Genomic DNA, 18,756 nt, shown 5'->3' with positions numbered 1-18,756 from the left:
AATACAATATTTTATTGATATATATAAATGTTGATAATCAAACACAAATATATATTGATTTTTTTTCTATGCAAATTTTTAATCTGTTGATTTTATTCATAATCAATGTTTTATATATGCAATTTATTTTAGGATAAAAACACATTAAAAATGATCCTGTCAATTACGAAAAGCCGTTTATTTTCGTTGTCTAATAATATTGTCACCGAGTTTCAAAATGGAATCATTCAATAGCGATTCTAAAACTTTACTTGGGACCTGTTATAGTTATACCTAGTTTACAACGTACTGCTTTTCAATTACTTGCATAAAGAAATACAATTTGATGATAAAAAAAATAAACACACTCCTGAGCTTTGTCATTTTCATCCAGCTCAGCATTCAAGCTCAAGAACTTAAGATACCCAAAGCTCCGGCAGGTATTCTGGTGGATCTACATTATCTAGCGGGTGTGCCGGTTGGTATATTGGCAGACAGGTTTGGAAATCATCTTGGTGTGGGAGGTGGTGTTTCGTACATAGGCGCAGGAAAATCAATCGAAATCGGAGTTAAATACAGTTACCTTTTTGGGTCCAGGGTTAAAGAAGATGTAATGGGTATTTTTAGAACGAACTATGAAGGATTACTTATAGGGAGCGACCAATTTCTTGCTGAAATGAAACTTAGAGAAAGAGGATTTAATACACAAATATTTTTTGGAGGGATTATCGGTAAGGCAAGCGCTAAGTCAAGGTATGGTTTGAAATGGCAACTCGGCTTAGGCTTATTGGAGCATCATATTCGATTTCAAGACGAGGCTAGGGCACTGACACAATTTACTACAGATCTTCGAAAAGGATTGGATAGAAAAACAGCAGGCTTTAGCATCAGTCCTTACGTTGGCTATCAATTTATTCAACATCAAGGGCATATTGCATTTGCTGCGGGTATTGAACCTGTCATCGCTTACACAGAGACTTTGCGAAGTTGGAATTATGACACAAATCAATCTGATTATGGAAAAAAAAGGTGGGATGTAATGTTTAACTTTAAACTCTGTTGGTATTTTCCCTTCTTTATCAAACACTCCGAAGAAATAGAATATTGATGTCCTTAGTTTTGTATCGGTTGGGAATCTGGACATATTTTCATTTGATCAAAGCCCTGTCCCCTGTATTACCCGCTGCAAAAAAATGGACCGAAGGCAGAAAGAATCTCGACAATGAATTGGCCAGCGTAGAAGCAAAACGTGAAGGATCCAAAACAATATGGATACACTGTTCCTCTCTAGGGGAATTCGAACAAGGACGTCCGGTCATTGAACGTATCAAATCTGAACATCCTGATGAAAAAATTTGTCTCAGCTTCTTTTCACCTTCAGGCTATGAAATAAGAAGAAATTATGAATTGGCAGATTTCGTAGTTTACTTTCCTTCAGATATACCGTCTGAAATTAACTATTTCCTCAATAAAATTGAACCGAAGCTTACTCTATTTGTAAAATATGATTTCTGGTGGAACACATTAGCTGAGTTACAAAATCGAAAAATACCAACATATTTTTTTTCATGCATAATCCGTGACAAGCATTGGATTACAAAATGGTATTCAGGATTTGCTAGAAATATTTTAAAAGGTGTAACTGCAATATTTACTCAGGATAAAGAGTCCTGTGAAAGACTGAAAAAAATTGGTTTAACCCGAGCACAATTTGCCGGAGATACAAGAATAGACAGAGTATTGGAGATAGCTTCAAAGCCCATCAAAAGACCGGAAATTGAAAAATTCTGCGGTGACGATCATATTATAATTTGTGGAAGTACCTGGCCACAAGACCATAGGATTATATTTCAGAGCATCGATTGGTCTATCAGTAAGGGATGGAAATGGATTATCGCACCGCATCAAATGTCAGAAAAAGAGTTTTTGATCCTGGAAGAAAAATTTCAGAACCATATCATCAGATATTCTGCTTTGGAAAAGCAATCTCATGTTTCGCCACAGGTCAAAGTGCTTTTGGTTGATAGAATAGGAATGCTGAATACTTTGTACTATTATGCTGATGCCGTATATATCGGAGGAGGATTTGGTAAAGGTATCCATAACACATTGGAACCTCTGAGCTTCCTTAAACCACTTGCATTTGGCCCTAAATACGAAAATTTTTCTGAAGCAGTCAGAGCAGTGAATAAAAAATATGCAAAAGTGATACACAACGCTGCAGATATGTTAGCTTTCATGGAAGAACAAAAGGTTATTGAAAATTCGAACCAAGAAGAAACAAGAAGAATTATTGAAGGCGATTTACTTCGGTATTCAGGGGCTACAGAAATTGTTTATAAGGCAATCAAATCACATTTTTCATGAATTTTTAGACTACAAAATAAAATGATCAAATATTTTCCCTGTTTTTAATTAATCACACTTGATGATAATATCAGGGATGGTTACTGTATTGCTGACATGTCCTGCCCTATCCCGGATGAAAACGTCAAAATCTACAGTATCCGTCGGAAAACGCGTATCCGAAAAACATGGAGGAATACCTTCAATCAAACAACATGTGGTAAAAATCAGGATCTTGAGTTCACCATCAATTTGCTTTTCACCTGAAATTTGAAAATCGGGCAATTTATATCTGTCATGTAAAAAGCCCGTCCGGCGATCAATGATAGTGACATCTCTGGTGGTGTCAGTCGCCGGGTAGCTGATATCTCCATCGCCATCTTCAAATTTCAAAAATAACCACAAAGAATCTTCGTTGAGGGCACTTTGTTTCATGGCGTTTTTGCTATGTCCCGTTAAACTGATATGTGGTACTTCAGAAACATCACGATCTGTAATACAAGCATAGTTTACACACAAAATCCAAAGGATATATATTAAAACTACCGGATTATTTGTTTGATTTGTCATATTTAAAATGCCAAATAACAAATATAAGATATTATTAAAGAAAGGCTAATTCAATGATTAAAAATTAAGTTAGAATACGATGCTCTACCCCTTGGAAAAATAACACCTTCCACTGTACGAGAATAAGCCTCGCATAAAGTCACTTGAAAAAATGCTTGAGGGAAGTTAAAAAACTAACTGTGATTGCATCAGCCTGCAATAGGAGCAGAATTGCAATAAAAAAAATAGTCCCGATCTAGCAATCGGGACTGAATAAACCAATCTCATGAAAAGGTATGAAAAGACGAAGCATCTTTAGTCAACATTGTCGTGAAGAAAGGAATTTCCTTCCTTCAATTCAGGCTTGTTGTCCTCATCCATGTAAATTCTCATCCTAGACATTGCGTTTTCTGACGAAGGATTTATCTGATCCAACCTGATATTCTTTCGTTCAAACGCAGGAGTATTTTCGGATTCGATTAAATTTTTTCCATCTGATAAAGGTCGTCTTGTTTGAAAATTTCTAGTTTCAAACAGGCTTGCGTCGATGGGTTTTCTTTCTTCCCTAGCAGTTACAGCTTGACCGTTAACTTCTGTTTGCCGAGTGGATTTTGAAATAAATTCAGAATCCAATTCAACTACAGATGACGAAGGAGAGTTAATGGGTTCAGAGGATTGAAGATCATCATCGTCGAGATCAATCACTACTCTGCTTTCCTTCTGGTCATTTCTGCTTTTATAACCCTGGCCAAAACCAGTTGCAATCAGTGTAACACTAATCGCATCGCCAAGGTCATCATCGACGCAACTTCCCCAGATAATATCGGTATTGGATCCGGCCTCTTGCTGTATATATTCTGTTATTTCACCGACTTCATCCATTGTGATTTCTGGATTTCGTCCTGTGGTTATGTTTAGTAAAATGTGTTTAGCACCCCGAATATCATTGTCTTCGAGCAATGGTGAATTTAAAGCCAGTTCTATGACTTGACGAGCTCTTCCTTCCCCCGCAGCCTGAGCTGAGCCCATGATAGCTACTCCGCTGTTCTTCATCACGAAATTCACGTCTTCGAAATCAACATTGATATACCCAGGTACTGTTATGATTTCCGCTATACCTTTTGCTGCGGTAGTTAATATATTGTCCGCATAATTAAATGCACTTGACATGGCAAGATTGCCATACATTTCCCTCAACTTATTGTTGGAAATCACAATCAATGCATCGACATTTTCTTTTAAAGCCTCTATCCCTTCAGATGCCAGGCGTGCGCGCCTTGGACCTTCAAACTGAAATGGAAGCGTGACAATGCCAACCGTCAAAATTTCCAGCTCTTGTGCCAACTTTGCAATTATTGGAGCTGCACCTGTTCCTGTACCGCCACCCATACCTGCTGTCACAAAAAGCATCTTTGTATCAGGTTCCAAAAATCTTCTCAAATCTTCTATGGATTCTATGCAGGATTGCTTTCCTACTTCAGGGTTATTCCCTGCTCCACGTCCAACTGTTAGAAGTGGTCCCAGTTGAATTTTATTGGGCACTGAACTAATGTCGAGACTTTGATGATCTGTATTACAGACAGCAAAATCCACTGCACGAATTCCCATGCTAAACATGTGGGTAACAGCGTTGGTCCCGCCACCACCGACCCCTATCACTTTTATTATGGAGGATTGACTCATGTAAAATTTTTCGTATCTGTTTTACGGTGTAAAGGTAAGTATTATATATTACAAAAAAAAATAAATTATAATTTTTTTTTATATATAATAAAAAAATATGTTTTTAGAACTCTGAATCCGGATTTGCCTCAAAGAACTTCCTCACGGATTTGTATCCGTTGTTAACCATTCGATTGAACCAACCTTCTTCATTTTTTTCATCAGCATAGACCAACTCCCTTACTTCTTCCATCACCGGAATATCCCGATCTTCAAGGTCAAACACTTTATTTGCCGCATTCCTCTTGTCTGGTGCAGGCAACTCTACACTTTTCATCCCTTCCATAAGTAAACCAAGACTCGTAGCATAAATTGGAGATGAAAGCTCATCTGAATAATAGGAGCTCAAATATTCGGCTGGGTTGCCAATACGAGCAGCTAGACCCGTCTGGTATTCTGCCAACAGATCAATATTCTTCAATAATGAACCTCCTCCTGTCAACACTATACCTCCTACCAACTTATTTTCAAAACCTGATCTGTGAATATCCCACATCACATAGTCAAATATCTCTTGTACTCGTGCCTGAATGATCCTGGCAAGATTTTTTTCTGAAATTTCTTTAGGCTCTCTCCCCATCAAGCCCGGAATGGTGATGATTCGATTGTCAATGATTTCTTCGCTCAGTGCTGAGCCAAATCTCACTTTAAGTTTTTCTGCTTGATCCAGTGTGACAGAACATCCCGACTTAATATCCTTAGTGATAATATTACCTCCTAAAGGAATCACAGATGTGTACCTGATAATACCTTCATGATAAATAGTCACATCTGTAGTACCTCCACCTATATCAACCAATACCACTCCTGCTTCTTTTTCATCACTTGACAAAACGGATTGTGCAGATGCCAGAGGCTCTAACATCATTCCCGAAACGGTTACTCCGGCTTTCTCCAGACATTTTGTGATATTGGATGCTGCTGAAATATTTCCTGTGATAATATGAAAATTGGATTGCAATCTGGACCCTGTCATGCCTATAGGATCTGTCACACCTTCTTCTTCATCCACCATGAATTCCTGAGGAATGACGTGTAGTATCTGATCTCCAGGTGGTAATGCTATTTTGTACATATCCTGAATCAACTTATCGACATCTTCCCTTGTAATTTCCTTCTGGGGCTCGCTTCGATATAAAACACCCTGGTGCATGATACTGCGGATATGCTGCCCGGCGATTCCGACATAAACAGTTTGAATTTCCTGACGACTCGTTTTTTCTGCCTGATCAATTGCGTCTGCCACCGCTTTTGCCGTCTTATCGATATTGGAGACAACGCCACGTATGACCCCGTCTGAAATAACTTTGCCATAACCGATGACTTCAATATTACCAAGAATATTCTTCCTTCCAACCACAGCAGAAACTTTTGTAGTACCTATGTCTAAAGCTACCACAATGTCAGCTTGTTGTATTGCCGGTGATTGCATGTTTTCTGATTGGTGAGTTTGTGAATTTTGATTCATATTGCAAAGATTTTCAGGTTTCGTGATTATATTTTTTACAAACAACTTGATTGTCGTTTTTTAAGTCAATAGTTTCATAAACATTCCATCCCTGGTACGGTAATCCTTGTGAATAAAAAAAACTCAGTTTCTCAAGTTTCTCCTTCACTTTATCCATACCGCCCAGATTAATTTTTTCCATACCAACTTTTGGAATCAGATAAAATTCACCGCTGGGATCAAGATCGATTTGCTCAATGAGAGCTGATACAAAACTATTCTGCGAAATTTCCAAGGCCACCTTGTATACCGATTGATATAAAAGATTCTTTTTGTCCCAGATATAATTCCCTTGCATGGTCACAGGAAGTCCAGTCACTACCGGGACTCTCGCAGAGAAATAATTATTTGTCGAAATTCTGTATCCGTCCTTGTCCACATAATACTGATTACCATTGTTATCTACAATGCGCATCAAAGGATCGCGTTGATAAATATCGATATGTATATTATTTTTAGAATCAGTATAAATATCTGCATGGTGTACGACTTGCAGTTTTTCAAAATAGTCTTCAAGTTCTTTGGCTTTGATAGCATACTGTCGAATTTTTCGATAATCTTTCTTAAAAAATTTCTTAGTATGGGCTAATACTGCCTCTTTCGTAATCAAAGTATTCTCCGGATTTGGCTTAATAATGGCGATTTCCAATTGATTAGAATACTCATTTCTTTGAGTGCGAATACTCCAGATCCATACCAAACCTATAGCAAGCAATATCAGAATATGCATACTGATCCAAATCAAACCTTTGAGTTCTTTCTTCATTGCTTTTCTTCTATTGCTTTTTTAATCTGTTCACGCATCACATCAAGATCACCTGCACCCATCATCAATACTACATCAGTTTCCAATGTCTTCAGTAATTCCAATAATTCTTTTTTTGTAGTCAAATACTTTTTCTTGTTTTTCAATTTATCGTAAATGCTTTGAGAACTGATTCCTTCAATCGGCAATTCTCTGGCCGGATATAATTCTACCAATATTATCTGATCCAATCCATCCAAAACTTCTGCAAACTCGTTCAAAAAATCCTTTGTTCTGCTATACAGATGAGGCTGAAATATACCTGTCACTTTTCTGCCTTTATAAGCCAACTTGCAGGTATGTATTGCTGACTTCAGTTCCTCGGGATGGTGAGCATAATCATCGATTAAAACTGCATTTGAACTTCTGAGCAAAATCTCGAATCTCCTATAAATTCCACTAAAATTTGCTAAAGCTTTTGAGATTTTTTCAGGTGCAATCTTCAATATTCTTGAAATACGAATAGCTGCGATCGCATTCCTGATATTGTGTTCTCCAGGTAGTCGCATCTGTAAGTTGGGAATGACGACCTGACTGTTTTCGGTATAATGGAAACGCACTTTTCCCTCAGAGTGTTCCACAACAACGCATGAATTTTCAAAATTATTCAAGCCAAATATTTCGACCCTTACATTTGATGAAACGGATTGCTTCGCGCTAATTATATCTTCAACAGCAATGGTATCAGATAATAGAAGTACGCCTTCCTCTTTTACTTGGCTTGCGAACTGTAAATAAGACCGTACCATACTGGTGCGATCACCATATATATCGAGATGATCTGCATCAAGCGAACCTATTGCTGCAATATCAGGAGTTAAATGCAAAAAAGAACGATCGTATTCATCAGCTTCTAAAACAAACCAATCTTCTCCTGTCTGCAGAAAATTGTTATTGTAGTTGGAAGCAATGCCTCCCAACAAAGCAGTCAACGGTACTCCCGTATCATATAAAATGTGCGCCACTAACAGACTCGTTGTTGTTTTTCCATGTGTTCCTGCAATGGCTATATTTTTTTGGTTACGAGACAAGGACCCTAGCACTTCCGATCTTTTCAAAAATGGAATTGGTCTGGACTTCAAATCTAAATATAGCGACAGTGATTGCGGAATAGCAGGAGTATAAATCACCATGTCTATCCCATCAGTCAATGCACTCACGTCATCTCGGTAAATTATATGAATTCCCTCGTTCACCAAATTACGCGTCAATTCAGTTTCTGTTTTATCATATCCTGAAATCTCCTCACCACAGCTTTTGAAATATCTGGCCAATGCACTCATACCTATCCCACCGATGCCAAGGAAAAAGATATGTTTATTATTGACCATTTTTAATTTCAGTTTTATAAATTATTGAGCTTTATTCAATACTTTTAATATTTCACTTACAATATTTTTCGAAGCGTCAGGTTTAGCCAAATTCCTGCAAGCTTGCTTTACCAAGTTGAGTTGCGCAGTTTGACCGAGCAGGCTTTCCATCAATGGGAACAGTTCAGTATCAACATTTTGATCCAAAACCATCCATGCTGCCTTTTTGCTGACTACATATTCTGCATTTTTTCTTTGATGATCTTCTGCCACATTAGGAGAAGGTACGAGTATGGAAGGCTTTGCCATAACAAATAATTCAGCTAATGTCAATGCTCCTGCCCGGCATATTACTAAGTCAGCGATTGTATAAGCAGACTCCATATCTTGAATAAAAGCAAGCATTTTTACATTGGCTAATTTGCTTATACTTTTACAATTATACTCTTCCTCATATATTTTACCTACCTGCCATAATATTTGTATTTCAGACATCATTCGCAAATTTGGCTCTTGATGCTCCATCCATCGATTTAACGTTCTTGCCCCAAGACTTCCACCGAAAACACAAATAGTTTTCTTGAGTGGATCCAATCCAAACTTTTTATAATCATCCTCAATACGCTGTCTCTCACAAAGTGTGGACCTAACCGGATTTCCTGTCATCACGATTTTATCAGGCGAGAAAAATTTCTCCATTCCCTCTGATGCAACAAATATTTTCTTTGCATATCGAGCCACAAATTTATTTGTCCATCCAGGATAGGAATTTTGTTCCTGAATAAAAATTGGAATCCCCTTCCAACCTGCCACCTGAAGCACCGCTCCACTGGCATATCCTCCTACTCCAATCACTGCATCTGGTTTCACTTCACTTAAGATACCAGAAGCCACCCACAAACTTTTGATCAGCTTCCCAAGCAATTTTATATTTTGCAAACTGAACTTCCTTTGAAATCCAGTAATATCTAAACCAATTATCCGGTAACCCGCTTCCGGAACTTTTTGCATTTCCAATTTTCCGATGGCGCCAACAAACCTGATTTCAGCGTTCGGTAGTTTCTCCTTAATTGCATCAGCTATCGCTATTGCAGGAAAAACATGTCCTCCCGTTCCGCCACCACTAATTATGAATTTCATCATTGCTCGTTCGATTCATCCATGCTTTCTTCTGAATCCGGTTCGAGTTTCAATTCGTTAATATGCTTACTCACGCTGAGTATCATACCAAATGAAATGCATGTAAACAATAGCGATGACCCACCCATACTCACCATTGGAAGAGTCTGACCTGTCACAGGCACCAATTCGAGGGATACAGCAATATTTGCAAATGCCTGGACAACTATATTCAGACCAATTCCTATTGCCAACATTGCTCCGAATGTTTTTGGCATCATGGTTACAATCCTTGTACATTGAAAAAGTAGAGCAACGTATAATAAAATAATTACAATACCACCTAATATTAAACCACCTTCCTCACATATAATCGCATAAATAAAATCAGCATAAGAGTAAGGTATAAAATTGCGTAGCATACTTAATCCAGGTCCTACACCAAATAATCCACCCTGAGCGATAGCTATTTTAGCTTGTTGCACTTGATATCCGCCTCCGTCTGCGCTTAGATATTCCTCGACACGATTGATCCAGATTCCCATTCGCACTGCTCCTGGAATTAATGTATCCACAAGATATAAGACCCCAAATAATGCGATTCCAAGGCCGACCAATCCAACTAAAGAAGTTATAGAAACTCTTCCGACATACAACATGAGAAAACAGGTACCAAAAAGTAATGCGGCTGTACTAAAGTTGGAAGGCGCTATCAGTCCGCATACAATGATTACAGGCAATAACAAAGGGACAAAAGCAGATTTAAAATCTTTAATATAATCTTGTTTGACAGAGATCGATCGTGCTAAATATGCTACTAATGCAATTTTTGCATAGTCAGAAACTTGAAATGTTATATCAGTAAAAGGAACATACAACCATCTTTTCGCCTGGTTGATATTCACTCCAAAAAATAAAGTGATGACCAATAAAACAATGGCTAGTATTAATAAATAAGGAGCCAAGCGATTGAATTCATTATAATGTATTTTACTGGTTGCCCAGGTTGTGGTTATACCCAATACAATAAAAGGTACGTGCTTCATCATAAAATACAGAGTTGTGTCAGTCTTAAATCTAGTAATGCTATTTGACGCACTAAATACTGCTAATAATGAAAAAGCACTCAATAATAATATAATCGTCCAAAGAACACGATCTGCTTTAAAACTCTCCTTAAGCTGTTGAATTCCGGGTAAACTGGTCATGAACTTTGAATTTGTTTTTTAATTTGATCTTTAAAACTATTTCCCCTGTGTTCATAATTTTGAAATAAATCAAAGCTGGCACAAGCAGGTGATAATAAAACAGTGTCTTGAAATTCTGCTATTTCTTTTACAATCTTTATAGCTGACTCCATATCATGTGTATCATATACTCTCGCTACTACATCACGAAAAGCGGTCAGTATCGTCTCGTTCTTTTTGCCCAACGCAACCATCGCCTTCACTTTAGTTCTCACCAGATCCTGTATTGCGGTATAATCATTTCCTTTGTCCAGTCCCCCTGCAATCCAAATTATATTACCGGATAAAGAATCTAAAGCCCAGTAAACTGAATCTACATTTGTGGCCTTGCTGTCATTTATCCAACGAACACCATCATGTTCGAATACCAACTCCATCCGATGTGGATCGTTTACAAATGATGTGATCGCTTCCTGAATGGATGAGGATTCCAGGCCCAATATTTGAGCAGCTCTGATGGCACATGCGGCATTAACTGCATTATGTTGCCCTCTTAAAGAAGAATCACTTAAATTGACCAAATACTCCTGATGATCCTTCAATATTTGCAACGCATTCAGACTAGCATCGATTTGAATTTCATTTGCTGCCAAATTCTGTGACGATAGGGTTTCGGCAAGCACTTTATCTTTTGTATTTACAATGGCATAATCTTCAGATAACTGATTCCTAAAAATTCTCCATTTAGACCTTATATATATTTCAAAATCATTGTCGTATCTATCTAAGTGGTCTGGGGTAATATTCAGTAATATTCCAATATTTGGTCTAAAATGAACAATCCCATCTAACTGAAAACTACTTAACTCAATCACGTAAAAACTGTGATCACGTTCAGCCACTGCTCTAGCAAAAGAATAACCCACATTTCCGCATTTGGCCACATCTTTACCAGCCGAATGGAGTAAATGATACATTAAATTCGTGGTCGTGGTTTTACCATTGCTCCCCGTGATACCAATTAATATTCCATTGACGTAACGAAAAGCAAACTCTATTTCAGAAATGATTTCAATACTCTGATCCTTAAAATATTTAACTGCTTCTGCCTGATCTAAGATTCCTGGGCTTTTGACTACCAATTCAGGAGTAAGGTCAAAAATAAAATCATGCCCCTCTTGTTCAAAATCAATTTCTGCTTCTACCAACTCATTGACAAAATGGTCCTGAATCTTTCCGTTATCCGATACAAAAACCGGAAGTCCTCTCTTCTTAGCCAGAAGAGCTGCTCCGATTCCACTTTCACCGCCACCGAGTATCACTATCATCTATCTGATTTTTAGGGTGATGATTGTGAGTGCAGCCAGAAATATGGTGACGATCCAAAATCTTACGGCGATATGGGCTTCATGTACACCTTTTTTTTGAAAATGATGATGTATAGGCGACATTAAAAATATCCTTTTGCCTTCACCTGTACGTCTTTTTGTATATTTAAAATAAGCCACTTGTATGACCACAGACAATGTCTCAACAAAGAATGCACCACATAGTAATGGGATCAATAATTCCTTCCGCAACAAAATGGCAAGAGTTGCAATTATCCCACCAAGTGTCAAACTTCCAGTGTCTCCCATAAATACTTTCGCAGGATAAGAATTGTACCATAAGAATCCAATACATGCTCCTAAAAATGCAGCAGAAAATATCACAAGTTCTCCTGAGAAAGGTAGATAAAATATATTCAAATAATCAGCTACTATCGTATTACCGGAAACATATGCGAGAATAGCGAGCGTCGCAGCAATAATTGCTGAGATGCCTGTGGCCAATCCATCTAATCCATCAGTAAGATTAGCCGCATTGCTTACTGCAGTAACAATAAATATCATCAATGGAATATAAATCATCCAAATGAAAGTCCCTGAATTATCACCCATGAAATTAATGACCCAAGTGTAATCGAATCGATTACCTTTCAAAAAAGGGACGTTTGTCAATGCTGTTTTAACATAGACAAACTCTGTCAATTTTTCTTTACCCGGGTCCGCAATGGAAATGGTTTGTTCAATCGGATAATTATATCTCAATGCTTCTGATTTCGGCATGCGTACCAATACATCATCATGATACAACATCACTATAGCAATAACCAATCCCAATACAAACTGCCCAGAAATTTTAAAAATGGCTTTTAATCCGGCTTTATCTTTTAAAAATACTTTGATATAATCGTCGGCGAATCCAATCAAGCCCATCCATAGTGTGGCAAACAACATCAATAAAATATACACATTATCCAACCTCGTCAACAATAAGGTTGGTATCACGATTGCCATAATGATAATGACACCACCCATAGTAGGGGTGCCTTCTTTTTCTTTTTGACCTGATAGACCCAGATCACGTACAGTCTCACCAATCTGAAGTTTTTTCAATAGACCAATCACGCGACCCCCAAACAACATGGAGATCACCAATGAAATAATCAATGCCAGCAAAGCGCGGAAGGTAATATACTGAAATAGCCTACCACCTGGCAAGTGAAATATTTTCTCGGTAAATTGAAATAAATAATATAACATTTTTGAAGTACGTCAATGAAAAAATTTAACAGTACAGCAGGGATTCAATCCCTTTGGTTGAATAAACCTGCTGTAACTGTTAAAACCAACCTGAGAATGATAATAGAACCTACTCTATAATCTTATATATCTTGAATGAACAATTCTTCTATCTCTTTTTTGTCGTCAAATGGAATTTTCTTTCCTTTAATTTCCTGATATTTTTCATGCCCCTTTCCGGCGATTAATATGATGTCATTGGTATTTGCAATGATACAAGCAGTTTTAATTGCTTGATGTCTATCTACAATTGACAATGTTTTTTTCTTTTGATCTGCAGTTAGGCCATTTTCCATTTCTTCTATAATATCTCCCGGCTCCTCGTTTCGAGGATTATCGGAAGTAAGAATGACTTGGTCACTGTTCAACACTGCAGCTTGAGCCATTTTTGGTCTTTTATCCTTATCCCGATTCCCACCACAACCAAGCACAGTTATGATCCTTTGTTGTGGCATGCAAATAGATCTGATCGATTGCAGTATTTTTTCAACAGCATCATCGGTATGTGCATAATCTATTACAGCAGTTAGTTTTTTCGAATGACCTTTTATCCATTCAAATCTACCCTCCACAGGTTTGAGAGAAGAAATAGCCTGCATCGCTTCTTGCTCTTCTACACCCAACAATATACTCGAACCCAAAACAGCCATTAAATTGTATGCATTGAATTCGCCAATGAGTGAGGTGTATAAAGAAATATTTTTATACCTCAACTCCATGCCATTCAGATCGCTTTCCAAAATCTTGCATTGAAAATCTGCAGGTGAATGGATTGCATATGTATACACTTTTGCAACTGTGTTCTGTACCATGACAGATGAATTCCTATCATCTGAATTGATCAATGCAAATGAAGATTTCTCTAATTGGTCAAAGAACTTTTTCTTCCCCTTAATATACTCAGTCATCGTCCCATGGAAGTCCAGATGATCCTGAGTAATATTTGTAAAAATTGCCAATGCAAATTTTAAACCTGCAATGCGATTTTGTACAAGAGCATGTGAACTCACTTCCATGAATACATGGCTACATCCTGCCTCAACCATATCATTGAGCAAAGCATATAAACTAATTAAATCAGGAGTAGTATGAGTTGATTCCAATTCATGATCATGTATAATGATTCTTATCGTCGAAATTAAACCGCACTTAAAACCCAGAGCCCTAAAATTGTGAAACAGTAGCGTGGCCGTTGTGGTCTTTCCATTTGTGCCGGTGACTCCTGTGAGAATCAGATGTTCTGATGGATTATTGTAATATTCTTTTAATAAATGAAGAATATCGCTATCCATCTTATCTGAAATCAAGTAGCAAACACTCGGATGCAAATCATGTGGAAGATATTCACACAATATCACTTCTACACCGCGATGAATTACTTCATTGATGTAATGATGTCCATCAAATACATCACCCTTTCTCGCCACAAAAATTTCCCCGGATTTTATCTTTCTACTATCCTGACAAATTCCTCTGACTTCTTTCTGTGTATCTCCTACAATCCGGATATTACTCCAGTTAGAAATCAGATTTGACAAACTTTTCAAAGAACTTATTTTATTTATTCTAAATACAATATCAAATTTTCATTGCTTATGATACTCCCCGGATCTTTACTTTGCCTGACAATTTTTCCACGACCTACAGGAATTGCCTTTATTCCATAATCATCGAGCAAAAACATTGCGTCGCGTAGTCCCATTCCCCTCACATCCGGAATTAAATTTTTAATATTTTGTACAGGCACAATAAATACGCCGCTGTGATCTGCAATTGTACGAATCCATTCACCTTTGGTCTCCTGTTTGAAAGGAACGCCGATATGTTGAAAAATTTCCTTAAAATCAGATCGATGTCCATAATTTCCAACCGGCAACAACTCAGAGGCAAGCAATGGCCGAGGCTGTTGATTAATTGCTGTAACCGGCTCCATATGCGTACGCATACAATGGTCAGCAATTTTCTTAAAAACCGGTGCAGCTGCTTGTCCACCATAATATCCACCTTGTGTGGGATTGTACACTACCACAATGCAACTGTATTTTGGATTCTCTGCAGGAAAATATCCACAGAAAGAAGCCTGATAATCTTTATGGAGATCATCTTTAACAAAATAATTTGTTACTGCAGTGCCTGTTTTACCAGCTACGCTGTAATAATCATTTTTCAATAAGGTGGCAGTACCTTCCTGAACGACTCCTTTGAGTAATTCATGTATTTGATTAAGTGCAGACTCTGAAAAAATTGAATCTTTCATTACCGTCGGAGAAAAACGTTTCACTTCTTCGTCGTTATCCAATATTGTTTTCACCAAAAACGGTTTCATCATACGTCCATTGTTTGCAATGGCATTGTAAAATGTCAATATTTGCAACGGTGTTAACTGTAATTCATATCCCACCGACATCCAAGGTATGGTAGTACCATACCAAGTATTTTTATTTTTTATTGGATTTTTAATTACCGGAAATGGTTCGCCACCAATCTCAATTCCTGTTTTTTGTGTTAATCCAAACTTTTCGTAATAAGCTGCAAACTTTGAAGGGCTATTGCCAAACGAACTCCATGCTAACTTTGAAATCCCTACATTGGATGATTCAATAAATGCATAATATAAATCCGCAGCAGAAATATTTGGCGTATGCGAATCTTTCATTTCCTTATTATAAAAATAAGTAATTCCGTTGCCAAGAGATACAGGCGTTTTTAGATTCACAGCGCCTTCCTCCAACATAGCAAGTGTCGAAGCAGTTTTGAGAGTAGATCCAGGTTCTGAAGAATATCCTACCGCGTAATTATAATTCTCCACCAATTCCCCACTTTCGCTTCTACCCAAATTCGCAATCGCACAAATCGCTCCTGTTTTCACGTCCATCACTACAGCGCATGCCTTATCTGCGTTGTGAGTGAGCATCGCCTCTGCAAGAGCTTCCTGCGCCACTTCCTGAATTCCAATATTAAGTGTCGTGACAATATCTTTGCCTTTCTTGGCTTCAATTTCTGAAACTTCATCTACCGGAAGATATTGATGATCTCCGATTTTTTTCATCAATCGTTCTCCCTCTTCACCTTTAAGTATTTCGTTAAATGAATTTTCTAATCCAATGGACAGACTGTCTCTGAATAATCCTATAGTCCGGTTTGCCAAAATCTTAAAAGGTTTCTCCCGACGGTTGTGCCTTATTGTCCTAAGACCACCTTTGTTTTGACCATACCTGAATAATGGAAATTTTTTAACGAGTTCTAATGTATTGTAATCTACATTTCGAGCGATTAAAACATATTGATTTTTTGCCTTACGCTCTCTTACCAACCAGGTTTTAATTTCTGATGGTGATCTATCAGGAATTAAGCTCTGTGACAAAACCAAAGACAAAGAGTCTATACTCTCTTTAAACAGATCTCTGTTTTTGTCTTTCATTCCAGGAGCTTGAGTATCAAATCGCAATTCAAAGAACGGTAGTGAAATCGCCATTGGACTTCCATCATCAGCGAGAATTTTTCCTCGCTCAGCTTCAAAAGGCATCAGCACAAAAAGTTGTTCTTTGGCTTTTGCACGCCAGTAATCTCCTTCGACCTGGCTGATATAGAAGGCCTTTCCTATCATCACAAGTGCAACCAGACTAAAAAGTCCAAACACCACATAAACGCGTAATAAGAATTCCTTTTTTCTACTCATTTTCTAGTTTTCCACTTGAACCAATTTAAGTGGAGCTTCCTTTCTGATCAATATATCTTGTGAGGAAACTTTTTTTGAAATTTGCGACTCTGTACTATTGTACAAAATTCCGGATTTCAATGTCCAGTAATCCCACTTTATTTCTTTTAACTCATCTAATAGAACCTGACTTTTTTTCATATTTTTTTCAGCATAATGCACGTTGGCGATATAAAATAATCCCAATAGACACAGCACGAACAAGAAAGGCAGATTTTTAAACAACAGCATCGAACTTACCGTGCTGTATTTTTTGTGATCGAGTTTTGGAGGTTTGTTAAATTCCATGTTTTCTATATTTTGATACCTATACGTAGTTTCGCTGATCGTGATCGGGGATTTTTCGATTGTTCATTTTCAGAAGGCTGTATAACTTTTTTATTTTCAGCCAGAAAAATTTTTTTTCTTCTCCCATAAAATTTTTCAGCTTCATCATTTGCTGTGCCGCGCAGAAAATTTTTTACCACGCGGTCTTCCAGCGAATGATAACTGATCACAGCCAACACACCACCGGAAACCAACATTTCTCCAGCTTGCTCAAGAAATTCCTGAAGACATTTAATCTCTTCATTCACCTCCATTCGCAATGCTTGAAATGCCTTCGCCAAAAATTGATGTGGCTTTCCGTAAGAGAACTGCTCAAGCCAAGTTGCAAACTCAATGCAACTTCCAAAAGATCTATTCTTCCGATCACTCACCAACTTTGCAGCTATTCGCGAGGCATTCGTCAGCTCACCAAAATCATGAAAAACAGCGAGCAAACGATCTTGCGAATAACTCATCAACACATCATGAGCTGTCATTGGATTTGCTTCACTCATTCGCATGTCCAACGGACTTCCGGATCGAAATGAAAAACCCCTATCCTCCTGATCAAAATGATACGATGAGACTCCTAAGTCTGCAAACACACCATCTATCTTTTCAATCTTATAATATTGCAGGTATTTCTTTAAATACCTGAAGTTGGAATGAACCCAAACAAAGCGATTGTCTTGGGGCAAATTCCTGACAACAGCTCGATCCTGATCAAAAGCAATCAACCTCCCTTCATCATCCAACACACTCAGAAATGCCTTTGAGTGACCGGATCCCCCGAGAGTCCCATCTATATAAAGCCCATCTTTTTTTCGAATCAGGGCCTTGACCGACTCTATCAACAATACGGGGTCATGATATGAATTACTCTCATCCATTCCCATCACCAAATATCTCTTCTGCGAGATCCGAAAAATTTTCGGGTTCTTGCGCCACCATCGCCAGATAAGTCCCTTTGGACCATACCTCTACTTGGTTATTATACGCCAGCAAGATTACTTCTTGATCAATTCCCGCATGTTCCATCAAAGACTTAGAAAGCAATATGCGATCATTTGCATCCGGCAAAACCGTTGTCGCGCCGCGATAGAAGTACCTTACGAAGGCACGTTTTTTTGCATTGTATGTATTCAGTTGATTGACTTCCTTCGTCTTTTCTGCCCAGACATCTGCCGGGTAAAGGAGCAAACACTTTTCAAAACCACGATTGAGAACCAATTTTCCTGATACGTTTGGCGCAAGTTGCTTCATAAGTTGCGCAGGAAGTCTGAGGCGGCTTTTGTCGTCCAGCTTTACTTCAAACTCTCCAGTCAGGTCGTACATCAGAAAGATCTCTTCGTTGGTTGTTGACACAAAGATATGTTTCCATTTCCACTTTTTCCCACTTTCGCCCACAAAAAATATATTTTTTTTTAATATTAATGTGGTTGATAATCAGCGTATAAGCGAAATGTGAATACAATGCAAACAAAAAGTGTATATTCTTAAGATGTAATCTCCTCTTTAGGAAAGACATATATATTATACAAAGATAAATATATAAATTATTAAATTACCAATTGATAAGGATTA

The 18,756-nt window shown here is 37.8% G+C and carries 16 protein-coding genes; 2 read left to right on the top strand and 14 right to left on the bottom strand.

What is annotated here, in order from left to right:
* The first annotated feature begins 325 nt into the window (after window positions 1-325).
* Both IPI99_08885 and IPI99_08880 read left to right on the top strand, forming a co-directional pair.
* A complete protein-coding gene (locus IPI99_08885; protein ID MBK7340628.1) occupies window positions 326-1,087 on the top strand; it encodes a hypothetical protein in 762 nt (253 codons plus the stop codon).
* Window positions 1,087-2,346, top strand: coding sequence for a 3-deoxy-D-manno-octulosonic acid transferase (locus IPI99_08880; protein ID MBK7340627.1), 1,260 nt, complete (start codon window positions 1,087-1,089; stop codon window positions 2,344-2,346). The genes IPI99_08885 and IPI99_08880 overlap by 1 nt, the downstream gene beginning before the upstream one ends.
* Window positions 2,347-2,394: 48 nt before the next feature.
* On the opposite strand, the gene IPI99_08875 is transcribed toward IPI99_08880, so the two are convergent.
* The 14 genes from IPI99_08875 to mraZ all read right to left on the bottom strand — a co-directional run bounded on the left by IPI99_08875 (window position 2,395) and on the right by mraZ (window position 18,507).
* On the bottom strand, window positions 2,395-2,895 hold the full coding sequence (locus IPI99_08875) for a hypothetical protein (protein ID MBK7340626.1): 501 nt from the start codon (window positions 2,893-2,895) through the stop codon (window positions 2,395-2,397).
* 294 nt (window positions 2,896-3,189) lie between these two features.
* Window positions 3,190-4,557, bottom strand: a complete 1,368-nt coding sequence (ftsZ, locus tag IPI99_08870) for a cell division protein FtsZ (protein ID MBK7340625.1) — start codon at window positions 4,555-4,557, stop codon at window positions 3,190-3,192.
* A gap of 103 nt (window positions 4,558-4,660) precedes the next feature.
* Window positions 4,661-6,028 (bottom strand): cell division protein FtsA, encoded by a 1,368-nt coding sequence (gene ftsA, locus IPI99_08865; GenBank protein ID MBK7340624.1) that lies wholly within the window; start codon window positions 6,026-6,028, stop codon window positions 4,661-4,663.
* A 49-nt stretch (window positions 6,029-6,077) separates the two neighbouring features.
* Entirely contained in the window at window positions 6,078-6,869 is a 792-nt protein-coding gene (locus tag IPI99_08860; protein ID MBK7340623.1) for a hypothetical protein, read from the bottom strand.
* Window positions 6,866-8,239 (bottom strand): UDP-N-acetylmuramate--L-alanine ligase, encoded by a 1,374-nt coding sequence (locus IPI99_08855; protein ID MBK7340622.1) that lies wholly within the window; start codon window positions 8,237-8,239, stop codon window positions 6,866-6,868. The genes IPI99_08860 and IPI99_08855 overlap by 4 nt, the downstream gene beginning before the upstream one ends.
* A 21-nt stretch (window positions 8,240-8,260) precedes the next feature.
* Window positions 8,261-9,361 (bottom strand): undecaprenyldiphospho-muramoylpentapeptide beta-N-acetylglucosaminyltransferase, encoded by a 1,101-nt coding sequence (murG, locus tag IPI99_08850; protein ID MBK7340621.1) that lies wholly within the window; start codon window positions 9,359-9,361, stop codon window positions 8,261-8,263.
* A complete protein-coding gene (locus IPI99_08845; protein MBK7340620.1) occupies window positions 9,358-10,545 on the bottom strand; it encodes an FtsW/RodA/SpoVE family cell cycle protein in 1,188 nt (395 codons plus the stop codon). The genes murG and IPI99_08845 overlap by 4 nt, the downstream gene beginning before the upstream one ends.
* Complete coding sequence (murD, locus tag IPI99_08840; GenBank protein MBK7340619.1) at window positions 10,542-11,852, bottom strand: UDP-N-acetylmuramoyl-L-alanine--D-glutamate ligase; 1,311 nt, start codon at window positions 11,850-11,852, stop codon at window positions 10,542-10,544. The genes IPI99_08845 and murD overlap by 4 nt, the downstream gene beginning before the upstream one ends.
* On the bottom strand, window positions 11,853-13,109 hold the full coding sequence (locus IPI99_08835; protein ID MBK7340618.1) for a phospho-N-acetylmuramoyl-pentapeptide-transferase: 1,257 nt from the start codon (window positions 13,107-13,109) through the stop codon (window positions 11,853-11,855).
* Between the two features lie 122 nt (window positions 13,110-13,231).
* Window positions 13,232-14,686 carry a UDP-N-acetylmuramoyl-L-alanyl-D-glutamate--2,6-diaminopimelate ligase gene (locus IPI99_08830; GenBank protein MBK7340617.1) on the bottom strand — a complete coding sequence of 485 codons (1,455 nt, stop codon included), beginning with the start codon at window positions 14,684-14,686 and terminating at the stop codon, window positions 13,232-13,234.
* Between the two features lie 23 nt (window positions 14,687-14,709).
* The gene (locus IPI99_08825) at window positions 14,710-16,827 is read right to left on the bottom strand and encodes a transpeptidase family protein (GenBank protein ID MBK7340616.1); all 2,118 of its coding nucleotides are present in this window, start codon (window positions 16,825-16,827) and stop codon (window positions 14,710-14,712) included.
* 3 nt (window positions 16,828-16,830) lie between these two features.
* The gene (locus tag IPI99_08820; protein MBK7340615.1) at window positions 16,831-17,154 is read right to left on the bottom strand and encodes a hypothetical protein; all 324 of its coding nucleotides are present in this window, start codon (window positions 17,152-17,154) and stop codon (window positions 16,831-16,833) included.
* Between the two features lie 5 nt (window positions 17,155-17,159).
* Window positions 17,160-18,068 carry a 16S rRNA (cytosine(1402)-N(4))-methyltransferase RsmH gene (gene rsmH, locus IPI99_08815; protein MBK7340614.1) on the bottom strand — a complete coding sequence of 303 codons (909 nt, stop codon included), beginning with the start codon at window positions 18,066-18,068 and terminating at the stop codon, window positions 17,160-17,162.
* A complete protein-coding gene (gene mraZ, locus IPI99_08810; protein ID MBK7340613.1) occupies window positions 18,055-18,507 on the bottom strand; it encodes a division/cell wall cluster transcriptional repressor MraZ in 453 nt (150 codons plus the stop codon). The genes rsmH and mraZ overlap by 14 nt, the downstream gene beginning before the upstream one ends.
* Between the last annotated feature and the right edge of the window lie 249 nt (window positions 18,508-18,756).

The organism is Saprospiraceae bacterium (assembly GCA_016710235.1).
In the GTDB taxonomy this organism is placed as follows: Bacteria; Bacteroidota; Bacteroidia; order Chitinophagales; family Saprospiraceae; genus Vicinibacter.
This window is presented reverse-complemented; position numbering and strand designations above follow the sequence as displayed.

Coding starts and splice junctions, on each gene's coding strand:
- IPI99_08885 (MBK7340628.1), top strand. CDS start 326: ATGATAAAAAAAATAAACACACTCCTGAGCTTTGTCATTTTCATCCAG.
- IPI99_08880 (MBK7340627.1), top strand. CDS start 1,087: ATGTCCTTAGTTTTGTATCGGTTGGGAATCTGGACATATTTTCATTTG.
- IPI99_08875 (MBK7340626.1), bottom strand. CDS start 2,895: ATGACAAATCAAACAAATAATCCGGTAGTTTTAATATATATCCTTTGG.
- ftsZ (MBK7340625.1), bottom strand. CDS start 4,557: ATGAGTCAATCCTCCATAATAAAAGTGATAGGGGTCGGTGGTGGCGGG.
- ftsA (MBK7340624.1), bottom strand. CDS start 6,028: ATGCAATCACCGGCAATACAACAAGCTGACATTGTGGTAGCTTTAGAC.
- IPI99_08860 (MBK7340623.1), bottom strand. CDS start 6,869: ATGAAGAAAGAACTCAAAGGTTTGATTTGGATCAGTATGCATATTCTG.
- IPI99_08855 (MBK7340622.1), bottom strand. CDS start 8,239: ATGGTCAATAATAAACATATCTTTTTCCTTGGCATCGGTGGGATAGGT.
- murG (MBK7340621.1), bottom strand. CDS start 9,361: ATGATGAAATTCATAATTAGTGGTGGCGGAACGGGAGGACATGTTTTT.
- IPI99_08845 (MBK7340620.1), bottom strand. CDS start 10,545: ATGACCAGTTTACCCGGAATTCAACAGCTTAAGGAGAGTTTTAAAGCA.
- murD (MBK7340619.1), bottom strand. CDS start 11,852: ATGATAGTGATACTCGGTGGCGGTGAAAGTGGAATCGGAGCAGCTCTT.
- IPI99_08835 (MBK7340618.1), bottom strand. CDS start 13,109: ATGTTATATTATTTATTTCAATTTACCGAGAAAATATTTCACTTGCCA.
- IPI99_08825 (MBK7340616.1), bottom strand. CDS start 16,827: ATGAGTAGAAAAAAGGAATTCTTATTACGCGTTTATGTGGTGTTTGGA.
- IPI99_08820 (MBK7340615.1), bottom strand. CDS start 17,154: ATGGAATTTAACAAACCTCCAAAACTCGATCACAAAAAATACAGCACG.
- rsmH (MBK7340614.1), bottom strand. CDS start 18,068: ATGGGAATGGATGAGAGTAATTCATATCATGACCCCGTATTGTTGATA.
- mraZ (MBK7340613.1), bottom strand. CDS start 18,507: ATGTACGACCTGACTGGAGAGTTTGAAGTAAAGCTGGACGACAAAAGC.